Consider the following 14,655-nt stretch of genomic DNA (forward strand, 5'->3'; position numbering starts at 1 on the left):
GCTGTCTCATTGTCAGACACGCAGGCGCCACACAGACCCACTTGACATCAACTCGCAAGCCCTAACTACGCGGCATTGAGGTTAATCCTGCGCCACGCGGGCCGTGCGCCGGAGCCACAGCAGGCCGATCACCGGCAGTACCAGCGGGATGAAGAAGTACCCCTCGCCGTACCCGGACCAGACGGTCGCGTCGGGAAACGCCTCGCTGTCGACGACGCTCAGGGTGCCCACGGTCAGCACACCGAGCAGTTCGATGGACAGGCACACGAGCGCCACCCGCCACGACGTCGAGCCCCGGCGCCCGAGCGCCACCGTCGCGACGATGTAGATCACCCCGGCGACCGCGGATAGGACGTAGGCCAGCGGAGCTTCGTGGAACTTGGTCGCGATCTGCACCGCGGCGCGCGCCGTCGCCGCCAGCGCGAAGATCGCGTACACGGCGACGAGTACACGGCCCGGCCCGGTGGCGGTGTTCTTCCGTTCAGGCACTCGCGCCTCCCCAGATCTCGTGCAGCCGCAGTTCCATCACCGGGATCGCGACGCACGCGACGCCCAGGATCACGGTGCTCGACCGGCTGCGTTCGGCCAGCGCCCACCCGGCCCCGGCCGGGATGATGACCAGCGAGCTGATCAGGTAGGCCAGGAACGTCACGAGATTGCCCGGCCGCCCGCCGGCGATCAGCAGCACGACCCCGATCACCAGTTGCGCGACGAGCAGCACCTCGACGAGCGCGAGCCCGCTCAGCAGCACGCGCCGCGGTTCCCGGTTGCGCGCGGCGAGCAGGAAGCTCCACGCCGCGACGATGAGCGAGGCCACCGCCACGACCACCGTGAAACCCGGAATCACTCGTCGAGACTAGCCCGCACGTCTTCCCGCGGTTCACGCAGCTTCCCCGGCGACCGGCGTCGACATCGCCTGCCTCTGCGCGAGCCGCTCACCAGAGGGAAACCGAACGTCGCATGATCCCGGCGAGATCGTCCGCCGAGGGGGTGCGCGGCGCGGTGGCGAGCAGTCGCTGCTGCTTGAGCGTGCCCTCGACCAGTCCGTCCACATCGGACTCCGAGTAGCCGACCGCACCGATCCCGTTCGGGATCCCGATCCGGTTCATCAGCCGCCGGAGCACGTTCGGCAGGTGGTCGGCGTCGTCGGCGGGACGTTCGGCATCCGGCGCCAGCAACTGCGCGACCCGCAGATGCCGTTCCGGTGCGGCCGCGAAGGTGAACCGGAACGCCTCGGGCGCGGTCAGCGAAACGGCCATACCGTGCGGGACGAGGGCTTCTCCGGGTGGGTAGCCCTCGGGCACGAACTCGCGGACCTGCCCCGCGATCGGATACGCGTTGGCATGCGGGATGTGCACCCCCGCGTTACCGAAGCCGAGGCCCGCGAAGGTCGCGGCGAGCGCCAGATTCTCCCGCGCGTGCACGTCCTCGCCGTTCTCGACGGCGGCCGGCAGCGAGTCGCGCAGCAGCACGAGCGCGCGCTCGGCGAACATGTCGGAGATCGGGTTCGCGCCGCAGTACGGCACCCGCTCCGCAGGCTTCTTGCGCTCGAAGTCGGTGTACGCCTTGGACGTGTAGCTCTCCGCGGCGTGGCAGAGGATGTCCATCCCGCTGGCCGCGGTCACCCCGGCGGGCTGGCTCACGGTCAGGCGCGGGTCGACGACCGCGAGCGTCGGGCGCAGGCGCAGGTGGCTGATGCCGGTCTTCACCTTCAGTGACAGCACGTCCAGCACGCAGACCGTCGTGCTCTCGGATCCGGTGCCGGTCGTGGTCGGCACCGCGACCAGCGGTTTGAGCGGCTTGCCCGGCGCGCGGCCACCCCCGACCGGCGGGTTGACGTAGTCCATCAACTCGCCTTCGTTGCTGGTCAGCAGGTTCACCGCCTTCGCGGTGTCGATTGTGGACCCGCCGCCCACGGCGACGAACGCGTCCCACGGCCCGGTGCCACGCGCGTGGTCCACGGCCTTCGCCATGCTCACGTCCGTCGGCTCGACGTGCACGCCGTCGAAGATCTCCGCCTGCAGGCCGTAGCCCACGAGCCCCCGGGCGATCCGCTCCGGCCAGCCGGTCGCCGCGACGGCCGGATCGGTGAGCACCAGCACCCGCCGGGCATCGGCCTGGATCAGGTCGTATCCGATCTCCTCGCACGCGCCAGCCCCGTACTTGAGCGCGGGCGCGCCATAGGTGAAGACGGTCTCAGTCGCCATATCTCGACGATAGGCGTGCTACTCAGAGGTGATCGGCTCCCACTTCCGATACCACGCCTTCACTTGACCGGGCTAGTGGACGTTGCTTACCTTGATCCATCACGTATCAGCAGGGATGGACCGTAGCGCGGATGGCGGTCCGGGTAATGAGCGATGCCGGGGTGCACCGCGCGTACACCGTCGCCGGTGACTCGTTCCTCGAACTGCTCGACGTGTGCCATTTCGAAGGCCTGCTGACGCTGGTCACCGCCCGTCACGAAGCCGGAGCCGCGTTCATGGCCGAGGCCGAGGGCAAGCTGCGCGACCGGCCGGCCCTGCTGCTGGGCATGCGGGGTCCCGGCATGCTGAACCTGCTGTCCGGGGTGCAGACCGCGTTGCAGGACGAGACCCCGCTGATCGTGCTGCTGGCCGACCGGCCGTCGGTGAACCTCACCGGCGACGAAGCCGACGGGCCGGACCCCGCCGACCTGTTCCGCCCGTTCGCGAAGTGGATCGGGCGCGCCGAGGTCCCCGCCGAGGTCCCGGAACTGCTGGCCGAGGCGCTCGGCGAGGTCCAGCGGGGCCGCCGCGGCCCGGCCGTGCTCACCGTGCCCGACGATTTCTGGGTCGCGCCCTGCGACGGCGCCGTGCCCCAGCCGGAACCACGACCCGACCGCACCGGCGCGCTGCTGCGGTCCGCGGACGAGGTGGCCGCCCTGCTCGCCGACGCCCGCTACCCCGTCGTGATCGCGGGCAGCGGGGTCCGCCCGGCGCGCGAGGAGCTGATCGCCGTGGCCGATCAGCTCGGGCTCTCGGTCTACAACGCCTTCCGCCGCCAGGACGCCTTCCCGGAGAACCACGCCCGCTACGCCGGGCATCTCGGGTTGGGGATCCCCGCCCGGCAGCTCGACGCGCTCGACCGCGCGGACCTCGTCCTCGCGATCGGCGCGCGGCTCGACGAGGTCACCACGCAGAACTACCGCTACCCGTCGCCGAGCCAGACGCTCGTCATGATCGGCACCGGGCTGGTCCCGACCCGCCGCCGCGGCCTGACCTTCCGCATCGAAACCGAGGTCGCGCCGTTCCTGCGCGAACTCGCCGGGATCGCGATCCCGCGCACGCGGCGCAGCTCGGCGGCCAACGCCGCGACGCATACGTTCATGACCCCGCCCGACACGCGCGAGAACGTGCTGGTGCATCCGGCCGAGGTGGTGCGCGCCGTGCGCAAGGTGGTCCCCGAGGACACCATCGTGGTCAGCGACACCAGCAACTTCGCGAGCTTCGTGCATCGCTACTGGTGCTTCACCGAACCCCGGACCCAGCTCGGCCCGGCTGATCGCGTCGTCGGCTACGCGGTGCCGGCCGCCGTCGCCGCGAAACTCGCCGCGCCGACGCGCACGGTCGTCGCGATGGTCGGCGACGGCAGCCTGATGACCAGCGGTCAGGAGCTGGAGACCGCGGTCCGGTGCCACGCGCCGATCATCGTGGTCGTCAGCCAGAACGGGCTGAACGGCGACGTCGCGATGCACCAGGCGCGCACGCACGGGCGGCTGTCCGGAGTGGCCATGGGCACGCTCGACTTCGCTTCGTGGGCGCGGGCGTTCGGGGCGGTCGGCTACACCGTCGAATCGCCGGAGCAGCTGGAACCGACGGTCGGCCGGGCGCTGCGGCACCAGCGGCCGAGCGTGATCGACGTCCGCACCGATCCGGACGTGATCGATCCCGACCTCCGGCTCAGCGCACTGTTCCGGGCGGACCGTTCGTCCTAACCCGCCGTTGTGGGATCGGTGTGTGGTCGATCAAGCCGATCCTCGCCTTTCCGCGCGCCCTCGCGTAGGGTCTGAATTTCCTTGCTATTTCCCAGATTCTGAAAATTGGTACTCCTTTATGGTCACCGAGACCCCTGTCCGTCAACCGAAACCGATCATTTCGGGTACTCGTTCGCTGCCCGAACACGTGCTGGTGAAGGTGTTCGTCCTGCTGCCGCTGGTCGCGCTCGCCGTGGCGGTGCCGTTCGCCTGGGGCTGGGGGTTGAGCTGGCTCGACATCGCGCTCGGTGCCTTCTTCTACGTCGTGTCCGGGCTCGGCGTCACCGCCGGGTACCACCGGCATTTCACGCACGGCTCGTTCAAGGCACACCGCCCGCTGCGGATCGCGCTGGCCATCGCCGGACAGCTGTCCGCGCAGGGGCCGGTGACCACCTGGGTCGCCGATCACCGGCGCCACCACGCGTTCTCCGACCGCGCGGGCGACCCGCATTCGCCATGGCTGTTCGGCACCGGCGCGCGTGCGCTGGCCAAGGGTTTCTGGCATGCGCATATGGGCTGGCTCTTCGAGCGCGAGATGACCAACGCGGAGCGGTTCGCACCGGACCTGCTCGCCGACCGCGACATCCGCGGCGTCGACCGGCTGTTCGCGGTCTGGGTGGCCGCGACCTTCCTGCTGCCGGCGATCACGGGTGGACTGCTCACCTGGTCGGTCTGGGGTGGGGTGACCGCGCTGTTCTGGGCGGGGTTCGTCCGGGTGGCGCTGCTGCACCACGTGACCTGGTCGGTCAACTCGATCTGTCACATGATCGGCGAGCGGCCGTTCGCCAGCCGGGACAAGGCCGCGAACTTCTGGCCGCTCGCGGTGTTCTCCTTCGGCGAGTCCTGGCACAACCTGCACCACGCCGACCCGACCTGCGCGCGCCACGGTGTCCGGCGCGGTCAGATCGACATCACGGCGCGGCTGATCTGGATCTTCGAGAAGCTCGGCTGGGCCTGGCAGGTGCGCTGGCCGACCGAGCGGCGGCTGAACCGGTTGGCATTGGGCGCTCAGGTGTGATTCACTGATCGTGGTCTCAAGCTTTTGTGTTCGTGTTAACCCACGCTCGCAAGACTTCGCGGGCGTAGTGGTTTCCCAGTCGGGAGAGCAAGCCGCCTCGCGTGACCCGGAGCACCGCAGCGGTGCTCCGCTTGCTTTGCTGTATATGGAGATTGTTTTTATGGTTCAGGGCACTGTGAAGTGGTTCAACTCCGAGAAGGGGTTCGGCTTCATCACCCCCGACAACGGTGGCGGCGACGTCTTCGTGCACTACTCGGAGATCCAGGGCAACGGCTTCCGTAGCCTGGAAGAGAACGCGCGAGTGGAGTTCGAGATCGGCCAGGGCCAGAAGGGTCCGCAGGCCACCTCGGTCAGCGTCATCTGAGTTCCGAGTTTCGAAACGAGCCCCCGTCTCGAACCCGAGACGGGGGCTCGTTCGTCCGTCAATCGGCCGGACTCGATGGCGGGGCCCCCGCCCTCTCGGATACCTTCATCCCGGTACGTGAACGCCGAGGGGTGGAAATTCATGACGAGTACCGCGGTGCGGCCGGGGGCGCCGAGCGGGCCCGTGCCGGATCCTTCCGCGTCCGAACCAGGCGGCGACGAGGCCGGGCGCAGCGGTTTCGCCGGTCTGATGGAGCTGCCGGTCACGGCGTGGCGCGGCTTGAGCCGTTCGCTGCGCCGAAGTCCGGGCCGGCTCACCGCGATGGGGGTCGGGCTCGTCGTGCTGGCACTCGTCTTCGGCGTCGTCGGCACCTTCGCGGTGCAGGGTAAGAAGGACACGATCGGCGAACTGATCGACCATCGCGAGCCGCTGACGGCCGCCTCGCAGGAGATCTACCGCGCGCTGACCGACGCGGACGCCACCTCCGCCAACGCGTTCCTGGTGATCGGCGCCGAACCGCCCGCGCTGCGCGACCGGTACAACGTCGACATCGCCCGCGCCGCTGCCGCCCTCGCGAAGGCCGCGTCGGATTCGGAGGGCTACGCGGACGCCGCGGTCAAGGTCGACATCCTCAGCCGGAACCTGCCCGTCTACACCGGAATCATCGAGCGCGCCCGCGCGAACAACCTCCAGGGCTTCCCGGTCGGCGCGTCCTACCTGCGCGAGGCCTCGAACCTGATGCGTACGGTGATCCTGCCCGCCGCCGCGGACCTGTACAACATCGACACCGGCCGGCTGAGCGCCGAGCAGGAGGACGTCAACGGCTTCCCTTGGTTCAGCGCGATCCTGCTCGTAGCCGTGCTCGCCGCACTCGTCGCCACGCAGATCTACCTGACCCGGCGGACTAACCGGCTGCTGAACGTCGGGCTCGTCGTCGCGACCGGCGCGATGGTGGTCGTCCTGCTGTGGGGTGCGGTCGCGCTGATCATCCAGGGTGTCATGGTCGGCGGCGGCCGGGACGACGGCAGCCATCCGGTCGACGTGCTCGTCCGCGCGCGCACCGCCGCGGTCCAGGCCCGCGCCGACGAGCTGATGACGCTGGTCGCCCGCGGCGACGGCGGCAGCTACGAGCAGGACTACCAGCAGGTCGCCCAGCTCTACACCAACGAGCTCAAGCAGGCGCAGTCGCTGCTGTCCGGCCAGGCCGCGCAGGAGATCGACCTCGCGCTGACCAGCGGGAACACCTGGCAGCGGATACACAGGGACATCCGTGCGAAGGACGACAGCGGCAACTACGCCGACGCGGTGCACGACGCGGTCGACACGAGCGCGCCGGACGGTGCGGCGGCTTCGTTCGGCAAGCTCGACCAGGCGCTGGTGACCGCGATCGACGTCGGCCGCCAGAACTTCCTCGACGACACCAACAGCGGCGGTTCGGCGCTGACCCTGCTGGCGCCCGGGGTCGCGGTGCTGTCCGTGGTCGCCGCCGGCGGCGTCACCATGGGGATCCGGGACCGGCTGAGGGAGTACCGGTGATCAGAACGCGTGTGGCCACGGCGCTCGTCGTGGTCGCCCTGCTGGTGACGGGTTGCGGCAGCGCGGGCTCCCCGGCCGACCCGGCGCCGGTCGGTACGGTGCGCGCGCCGGAGCCGGCGGGTGTCGGCGGCGCCGACAAGGTCGGTGCCGGTTCCGCCGGCGCGAACTGTGACACCCGCAGCCTCGCGCCCAGCCCCGGTATCCCGTCCGGGTCCACAATGGCCGATATCCGGCGGCGCGGCAGGCTGATCGCCGGCGTCGACCAGACCACGTACCTGTTCGGCTTCTTCAACCCCGCCAACGGCCAGCTCGAGGGTTTCGACATCGAGATGGTCAAGCAGATCGCCGACGCGATCTTCGGCAGCTGGGAAGGCCACGTGCAGTGGATGACGATCCCGTCGTCCCAGCGGGAGAACGTGCTGCGCACGCACGCGGTCGACATCGTGGTCCGCACCTACAGCATCACCTGCTCGCGGCTGAACGATGTGGACTTCTCGTCCACCTACTACCTCGCCGGCCAGCGGGTACTCGTACCGCGGAACTCCGGCATCACCGGGCTGTCCGGGCTGGGCGGCAAGAAGGTCTGCGCCGCGAAGAGTTCCACCTCGCTGACCGCGATCAAGGACGCGCCGTCGAAACCGATCCCGGTGTCGGTGAACGACTGGTCCGACTGCCTGGTGCTGCTGCAGCAGGGCCAGGTCGACGCGATCTCCACGGACGACGTGATCCTGGCCGGGATGGCCAAGCAGGATCCGAACCTCGCGGTCGTCGGCGAGCGGTTCACCGAGGAGGACTACGGCGTCGGCATCCCGAAGGGTGAGGACGACATGGTGCGGTTCGTCAACTCCGTACTCGAGAACGTCCGCACTGGCGGTGTCTGGCAGCAGAACTACGACAGGTGGGTCGCGCCCGTGCTCGGGCCCGCCGGCCCGCCGCCCGTCTCGTACCGGTGAGGAAACCCATGCCCGACAACGAGCCCATCTCCGGCCGCCTCGACGAGTCCCCGGCCGAGGCGACGCAGTACATCCGCCCGGTCGAACCGCAGGCGACGAGCGTGCTCGCGGCGCCGGCCGCGACGACCAGCATCCGCCCGCCGCAGCCGGCGCCCGAGCCGAGCGGACCGGGTGTGCTACCGGATCCGGGCACGGAAAGCGTGCTGCCCGAGACGTCGAGTGGCCGCCACTCCGGTTCCGGCAGTGGCCCGGGCACCGGCCCCGGCACCGGTTCGGGCTCGTTCCCCGGCACCTCGCGGCGCACCGGCCGCCGGACGTCCCGGCGCGGCCGGCTCGGGCTCGGCCTCGTCGAAGTGCCGCCGGTGCCCTACCGCGACCCGGCGGCCGCGGTGCTGACGAATCCGGTGGTGTCGGAGGAGAAACGCTACTGCGGCAACTGTTCGGCGAAGGTCGGTCGTGGTGAAGCCGGGCCCGAGGGCGGGTGCGAAAGCTGCGGCACACCGTACTCGTTCCTGCCGAAGCTTCGCCCCGGCGACCTCGTCGGCGGGCAGTACGAGGTGCTCGGCGCGCTCGCCTACGGCGGGCTCGGCTGGATCTATCTCGCCAAGGACCACAACGTCAACGGCCGCTGGGTCGTCCTCAAAGGACTGATCGACACCGGCGACGCGACCGCGATGGCCGCCGCCGTCAACGAAACCCGGTTCCTTGCCGAGGTCGAGCATCCGAACATCGTCAAGATCTACAACTTCGTCCAGCATCCGGATGGGCAGACCGGGCATTCGGTCGGCTACATCGTGATGGAGTACGTGGGCGGGCAGTCGCTGCGCCAGCTCGCGCTCGCGCACTACCGCAGGGCGGGCCGGCCCGATCCGCTGCCGATCGGCCAGGTCATCGCCTACGGGCTGGAGATCCTGCCTGCGCTGGGCTACCTGCACAGCCAGAACCTGCTCTACTGCGATCTCAAGCCGGACAACGTGATCCAGACCCATGAGCAGCTCAAGCTGATCGACCTCGGTGCGGTGCGGCGGCTCGACGACTACGAGAGCCCGCTGTTCTTCACCACCGGCTACAGCGCTCCCGAACTGGCCACGCAGGGCGCGTCCGTCGCCTCCGACCTGTACACGGTCGGCCGCACGCTCGCCGTGCTCAGCTTCGAGTTCAACGGCTACACCACGAAGTACAAGGACTCGCTGCCCAGCCCGGACGACATCCCGCTGCTCAAGCTCTTCGGTTCCTACCACCGGTTCCTCAAGCGCGCGACACACCGCGACCCGGACCGCCGGTTCATCGCCGCCGAGGACATGGCGGATCAGCTCGCCGGTGTGCTGCGAGAGATCATGGCTCTGGGCACCGGAAAAGCGCGGCCCGGTGTGTCCACTGTGTTCGGTCCGGAGACCAACACCTTCGGCATGGACATCGTCGTGCCCGAGCCGGGACAGCCGGTCCCGCTGCCCAAGGGGGCGGAGGTCGTCGGGGGGCTCCCGATCCCGCAGGTCGACACGAGTGACCCGGCCGCCGGTGTCCTCGCCACGACGACGGCGCTGGATCCGCAGGGTGCGATCGACGCGCTGACCGGCGCGCCCCGCGAGTCGATCGAGGTGCGGCTGCGCATCGTCCGCGCCCGGATCGAACTCGGGGAACTCGCGGAGGCGAACCGGCAGCTGCAGGCCGCGCAGTACCTCGCCATCCGCGCCGGGTACCCGCACGACTGGCGGATCGACTGGCACCGCGGGCTGATCGAGCTCGCCGGCGGTCGGCAGCGCGTCGCGCAGGTGGCCTTCGAAGCGGTGTACGACGACCTTCCCGGCGAAATCGCGCCGAAGCTCGCGCTCGCGGTGAGCGCGGAGGGCGTCGGAGACTACTTCGCGGCTTCGCGCCTGTACGAGCTGGTGTGGCGAACGGACCGCGGCTACGTGAGTGCCGCCTTCGGCCTGGCAAGGGTGTATCTGGCGCAGGGCGCCAGGGCGAGCGCGATCGAGGTGCTCGAGACGGTGCCCTCGTCCTCGACGCACTACGTCGCCGCGCAGATCGCCGCGATCAAGATCAGGACGCGGACGACGGGCGACGGCTCGGTGACCGAAGGCGACCTCGCGGACGCGAGCGCGCGGCTCGAGCGGCTCAGCCTCGACGCGGAGAGCCACACGACGTTGTCGGCCGAGGTGCTCGAAGCCGCGTTCGGATGGGTGAAGTCCGTGGCGCCGGGGCACACCTCGCCGACGAGGGTGCTGGGTTGCGCGTTGTCCGAACGGGACGTCCGGTTCGGGCTCGAACGCTGTTACCGCACGCTGGCCCGCCTGGCGCACACCTCCGGCGACCGCATCGATCTCGTCGACAGGGCCAACGCCATCCGCCCGAGGACTTTGACTTAGGGGTTGACCTGGTCCGGCGTCTGCCGGAACTTCGCCAGCGCATCCGGGTCGCCGTGCGTCGTGAAGTGCTCGAACGTGACCTCGACGAACAGCGCGCGGGCACGGACCGCGACCGGTCCGTCCTCGGCGTCGAGGCGGCCTTCGGCACTCGCGTAGAGCTTGCGGCCCGCGACGCCGTCGATCTTCGCCGTGATGAACAGCGTCGAGCCGACCGGCACCGGGCGCAGGAAGTCGGTCTCGAGCTTGCCGGTGACCGCCGGGCGGCGCAGCAGGTTACCGACCGTCGAGCCGAGCGCCTCGTCAAACGCGCAGGCCAGTAGTCCGCCGTGGGCGAGGCCGGGTGCGCCCTGATGCGCCTCGGTCACCGTGAACTGGGAGTGCACGAGCGCCTGCTCGCCCATCGCCGAGCGCATGTGCAGCCCGCCGTTCAACTCGCCGCAGCCGAAGCACTGGTCGTAGTGCATCGGCAGCTTCGTGCCGGATGGCGGCGCGTCCGGATGCGGTACCGGCTGCTCCGTCTCGACCGGAGGCCACGGGGCCGACCTGCGGGTTCCCTCGCTCATTCACCCAAGCTAGCCCCTGTTGTCCGGAAAACCGGCAGCACCCCCGTCCTGAACGAGACAAGAAACACCAGTAGCGAGAAAATTACTATCCATGGCGAGTAACCGACTAGGGTCGCAACCTTGACCGCTGGTTACGGAACTGGAGGAGGAGGTCGGGCGCATGACAGAAGCGGCTCAAGCTGCGGACGTTGACCAGAGAACGGTCAAACGGGCAGTGATCGCGTCGGCGATGGGTAACGCGACAGAATGGTACGACTACGGTGTGTTCACCTCCGGGGCGATCGCGACGAGCATCGGCACCGTGTTCTTCCCCGGTGAAGGCAACGCCGTCCTGAAATCGCTCGCATTGGTCGCGATCGGCTTCGTGGTGCGCCCGTTCGGGGGCGCCTTCTTCGGCCCCCTGGGTGACAAGCTTGGCCGCCAGAAGGTCCTGGCGATCACCATCCTGCTGATGTCCGGCTGCACGTTCCTGGTCGGCTGCCTGCCCACCTACGCGGGCGGCTATTCGGCGGGTCTCGGCGCGCCGATCCTGATCCTGCTGCTGCGCCTGATCCAGGGCTTCTCCACCGGTGGTGAATACGGTGGCGCCGCGACGTTCATCGCGGAGTACGCGCCGACCCGTCGTCGAGGGTTCTTCGGCAGCTTCCTCGAGTTCGGCACGCTGGCCGGCTACGTGCTGGGCAACGTCGTCGTGCTCGCGGTGACGCTGTCGTTCACCGCCCAGCAGGTCGACAGCTGGGCCTGGCGGATCCCGTTCTTCGTCGCGCTGCCGATCGGTCTCGTCGGGCTCTACCTGCGCACGAAGCTCGAGGACACGCCCGAGTTCCAGCGGCTGGAAAAGGCCGGCGAGAAGGCGGAGAAGGCGCCGCTGAAGGAGACGCTCGTCGGCAACTGGCGGATGATCCTGAACCTCATCGGGATCGTGCTGCTGCTCAACATCGCGGACTACATGCTGCTGACCACGATGCCGACGTACTTCACGGACACGTTGAAGATCAACGACAACACGTCCACCTTGATCATCATCGGGGTGGAGATCGTGCAGATGGCGCTGATCGCGCCGCTGGGCGCGCTGTCGGACCGGATCGGCCGGAAGCCGTTGCTGCTCACCGCGGCGATCGGGTTCATCGTGCTGAGCTACCCGTCGATCAAGCTGATGCAGAGCGGGAGCCTCGCGCTGCTCATCATCGGGTTCCTCGTGGTGGCGATCCTGCTGGTGCTGATGCTCGCGGTGATCGGCTCGACGTTCCCGGCGATGTTCCCGACGCGCGTGCGCTACGGCTCGTTCGCGATCGGGTACAACGTCTCGACGTCGATCTTCGGCGGTACCTGCGGGGTGGTTGTCACCGCGCTGATCCACGGGACGGGCAACGAAGACTGGCCGGCCTTCTACCTGATGGTCGCCGCCGCGATCGCACTCGTGCCCATCATGCGGATCCCCGAGACCGCCCGGGTACCGATGGCACGGATCGAGGTCCAGGCCGCACCGGCGCAGGGGTTGGCCGCGTCGAGCTGAGGCACTGAGACAACGAAAAGGGCCGCACCTTTCCAGCGGAGGTGCGGCCCTGCCTTTTGCCTACTCGGCCGAGGTCTCGGCGGTGCGAGGAGCGAAGTGGCGTCGCGACCACGCCGCCAGCGCCGCCGCAATACCGAACGCCAGGCCACCCTCCACGAGCAGCACAGTGAACACCATGGACTTCCTCCTCTTCGGATATCGTCCGGCGAGCGCCGGAACGGTGATCGGCTGAACCGTCACGTGGTTCCACCATGTGCATCGTTCACCGACTGTCGGGTATTTCAGGAAAATCTGGCGTTGAGTCGTGATCTCGGCCACGGCAAGATGGGCGGCAGCGCAACTTACGAGAGGGCGGCGATGACCGACCGCAACGAGATCCCCGGCATGGCGGATGCCGCGCGGCTGCTCGACGACATGACCCAGCAACTGACCCCGGTGCCCGCGTTCCTCGACGAGCAGGTGATCACCGAGCGGATCCAGTACACGCCGGCCGCCGAGGAAGACCTCGACGGCCACGCGTTGTAGGAAGTCAGGCGTTCAGGGCGGACAGCTTGGTCCAGTCCTGCCAGGAATAGGTCCAGTCCGAGAAGTCGCCGTCCTTCGGGCCCAGCTGCTGGGTGCTGCCGGTGATCTCCACCGGGTCGCCGATCAGCACGCCGTCGTAGTACTCCTTGGCGCGCGCCGGCGACAGGTTGACGCAGCCGTGCGAGACGTTCTTCTTGCCCTGGGCCCATACCGAGGCGGCCAGCCCGTGGATGAACTCGCCGTTGTTGGAGATGCGCACCGCCCACGGCACGTTCACGTCGGTGTAGCCGTAACGCGGGTTGCTCATCGAGTACGTCGAGTGCTTCGACATCACGACGTGGGTGCCGCTGTGCGTGACCCGGCCGGGGTCGGAGTCGAGTCCGTAGCTGGCCGGGTAGTCCGCGATCTGCTGCCCGTCGCGGAACACCTGCAGCCGGTGGGTGCGGGTGTCGCCCTTGACGATCTGCGAGCGGCCGATCGTGAACGAGGACGAGATGTCCTGCTTGCCGTACGTCCCGTCGCCGATCTTGACGCCGTAGATCTTCGCGTTCACCGTGACCTTGGTGCCCGGCTGGAAGTAATCCTTGGGACGCCAGTGCACCTGGGTGTCGGACAGCCAGGCCCAGGAGCCCTCGGTCTTCGGCGCCGTCTCGACTGAAAGCGCTTTCTCCGCGGCCGCCTTGTCGGTCACCTTGCTGGAGAAGGTGAGCGCGATCGGGATCGCGATGCCGTAGGTCTGCTCGTCGCCGACGTTGAGCCGGCCGGAGATCTGGCGCTTCGGGGTGACGGTGGTGAACTGACCGGTCAGCGGTACCTGCTTGCCGTCCATCCCGGTCGCGGTGCCGGACCAGGTGTAGGTCTTGCCGTAGCCGAGCGGTTCGGTGACCATCCAGCCGTGCTTGTCGGCGGTGAGCTGGCCGGAGACCTGCTTGCCGTCGGTGTTGGTGAGGGTGACCGACTGGAGCACCCCGTTGGCGACGGACACGTTGACCGGGTCGCCGGGGGCGACGTCCGTGGCCCCGGCCGTGGGCCGGGTGGTGAACTTGGCCGGCTGGACCTGCGCCGCGGGGCCGCTGCCGCCAGCAGGGCCGGTGGTAGTGGTGGGGGCCGGGGTGGGATCGCCCGAGCAGGCGCCGAGTCCGAGCGCGGCCGCGAGGCCGAGCGTGATCACTGCGACTGACAGGCGACGTCTGGTCTTGAGTACGCTCACCGGTGGATGCCCCTTCTCCCCGTTTGCCCCGAAAGACGCTCCGTGGCTTCCCCACGTTGACACCCGAACGGGTGACAGCACGCACCTTCGCCCGGGTATCGGCGCAGATGATCAGCGTATCGGGCCGAGCGGCCGCGGGGACAGCATTCGCCGTACGACGTTCCGGTGACATCGAGGAACCGGTGTGGAAGGGCTTTCGATTTCGCCAGATCCCGGTAGGCTGCCTCTAGGCCGTCGTTTTGCGTGTTCGTGGCTTCACACTCGCGGAACTTCTGACGCGAGCCATGAGCCCGGACCCGCGCTCTCGCTCGTCTCGTTGGAACCGCCCGGGGCGGCCCGGGTTCCGTCGCGGCGGTTCCCGATGCGGATGTAACGAGGAGTAAAGCGGTGGCGCAAGGCACTGTGAAGTGGTTCAACGCCGAGAAGGGTTTCGGCTTCATCGCCCAGGACGGTGGCGAGGGCGATGTCTTCGTGCACTACTCGGAGATCGACGGGCGCGGCTTCCGCACCCTCGAGGAGAACCAGCGCGTTGAGTTCGAGGTCGGGCAGGGCCAGAAGGGTCCGCAGGCCCAGAAGGTGCGCGTCATCTGAGACGCTTCCTGCAGAA

15 protein-coding genes are annotated in these 14,655 nt (G+C 68.8%); 9 read left to right on the forward strand and 6 right to left on the reverse strand.

Annotated elements, in window-relative coordinates; translation table 11 throughout:
• Positions 1–81: 81 nt before the first annotated feature.
• From FG385_RS23355 to FG385_RS23365, 3 genes are all read right to left on the reverse strand, one after another.
• The gene (locus FG385_RS23355; RefSeq protein ID WP_139098924.1) at positions 82–489 is read right to left on the reverse strand and encodes a hypothetical protein; all 408 of its coding nucleotides are present in this window, start codon (positions 487–489) and stop codon (positions 82–84) included.
• Entirely contained in the window at positions 482–847 is a 366-nt protein-coding gene (locus FG385_RS23360; RefSeq protein WP_139098925.1) for a hypothetical protein, read from the reverse strand. The genes FG385_RS23355 and FG385_RS23360 overlap by 8 nt, the downstream gene beginning before the upstream one ends.
• Before the next feature lie 88 nt (positions 848–935).
• Positions 936–2,207, reverse strand: coding sequence for a hydroxyacid-oxoacid transhydrogenase (locus FG385_RS23365; RefSeq protein WP_139098926.1), 1,272 nt, complete (start codon positions 2,205–2,207; stop codon positions 936–938).
• A 131-nt stretch (positions 2,208–2,338) separates the two neighbouring features.
• Here FG385_RS23365 and FG385_RS23370 point away from each other — a divergent pair, with 131 nt between their 5' ends.
• The 6 genes from FG385_RS23370 to FG385_RS23395 all read left to right on the forward strand — a co-directional run bounded on the left by FG385_RS23370 (position 2,339) and on the right by FG385_RS23395 (position 10,234).
• Complete coding sequence (locus FG385_RS23370; protein WP_139098927.1) at positions 2,339–3,955, forward strand: thiamine pyrophosphate-binding protein; 1,617 nt, start codon at positions 2,339–2,341, stop codon at positions 3,953–3,955.
• Between the two features lie 118 nt (positions 3,956–4,073).
• A complete protein-coding gene (locus FG385_RS23375) occupies positions 4,074–5,012 on the forward strand; it encodes an acyl-CoA desaturase (protein WP_139098928.1) in 939 nt (312 codons plus the stop codon).
• Between the two features lie 160 nt (positions 5,013–5,172).
• Entirely contained in the window at positions 5,173–5,376 is a 204-nt protein-coding gene (locus FG385_RS23380; protein WP_091508143.1) for a cold-shock protein, read from the forward strand.
• Between the two features lie 141 nt (positions 5,377–5,517).
• Positions 5,518–6,912 (forward strand): hypothetical protein, encoded by a 1,395-nt coding sequence (locus FG385_RS23385; RefSeq protein WP_139098929.1) that lies wholly within the window; start codon positions 5,518–5,520, stop codon positions 6,910–6,912.
• A complete protein-coding gene (locus tag FG385_RS23390; protein ID WP_139098930.1) occupies positions 6,909–7,865 on the forward strand; it encodes a glutamate ABC transporter substrate-binding protein in 957 nt (318 codons plus the stop codon). The genes FG385_RS23385 and FG385_RS23390 overlap by 4 nt, the downstream gene beginning before the upstream one ends.
• 8 nt (positions 7,866–7,873) lie before the next feature.
• Positions 7,874–10,234, forward strand: coding sequence for a serine/threonine-protein kinase (locus tag FG385_RS23395; protein WP_139098931.1), 2,361 nt, complete (start codon positions 7,874–7,876; stop codon positions 10,232–10,234).
• Here the strand turns inward: FG385_RS23395 and FG385_RS23400 are convergent.
• Positions 10,231–10,797, reverse strand: a complete 567-nt coding sequence (locus FG385_RS23400; protein ID WP_235022750.1) for a PaaI family thioesterase — start codon at positions 10,795–10,797, stop codon at positions 10,231–10,233. The two genes, FG385_RS23395 and FG385_RS23400, sit on opposite strands and share 4 nt — an antisense overlap.
• Positions 10,798–10,957: 160 nt before the next feature.
• On the opposite strand from FG385_RS23400, the gene FG385_RS23405 reads away from it, so the two are divergent.
• The gene (locus tag FG385_RS23405; protein ID WP_139098932.1) at positions 10,958–12,313 is read left to right on the forward strand and encodes an MFS transporter; all 1,356 of its coding nucleotides are present in this window, start codon (positions 10,958–10,960) and stop codon (positions 12,311–12,313) included.
• A gap of 60 nt (positions 12,314–12,373) precedes the next feature.
• Here the strand turns inward: FG385_RS23405 and FG385_RS23410 are convergent, their stop codons facing one another.
• Positions 12,374–12,631, reverse strand: coding sequence for a hypothetical protein (locus FG385_RS23410; protein ID WP_139098933.1), 258 nt, complete (start codon positions 12,629–12,631; stop codon positions 12,374–12,376).
• 39 nt (positions 12,632–12,670) lie between these two features.
• Between FG385_RS23410 and FG385_RS34030 the strand changes: the two genes are divergently transcribed.
• Positions 12,671–12,838 carry a hypothetical protein gene (locus FG385_RS34030; RefSeq protein ID WP_160148870.1) on the forward strand — a complete coding sequence of 56 codons (168 nt, stop codon included), beginning with the start codon at positions 12,671–12,673 and terminating at the stop codon, positions 12,836–12,838.
• A 4-nt stretch (positions 12,839–12,842) separates the two neighbouring features.
• Here FG385_RS34030 and FG385_RS23415 read toward each other — a convergent pair whose 3' ends face one another.
• Entirely contained in the window at positions 12,843–14,048 is a 1,206-nt protein-coding gene (locus FG385_RS23415; RefSeq protein WP_139098934.1) for a L,D-transpeptidase, read from the reverse strand.
• A gap of 387 nt (positions 14,049–14,435) precedes the next feature.
• Here FG385_RS23415 and FG385_RS23420 point away from each other — a divergent pair, with 387 nt between their 5' ends.
• A complete protein-coding gene (locus tag FG385_RS23420) occupies positions 14,436–14,639 on the forward strand; it encodes a cold-shock protein (RefSeq protein ID WP_027941311.1) in 204 nt (67 codons plus the stop codon).
• Positions 14,640–14,655 lie beyond the last annotated feature (16 nt).

Source organism: Amycolatopsis alkalitolerans, from assembly GCF_006152065.1.
Classification (GTDB): domain Bacteria; phylum Actinomycetota; class Actinomycetes; order Mycobacteriales; family Pseudonocardiaceae; genus Amycolatopsis_E; species Amycolatopsis_E alkalitolerans.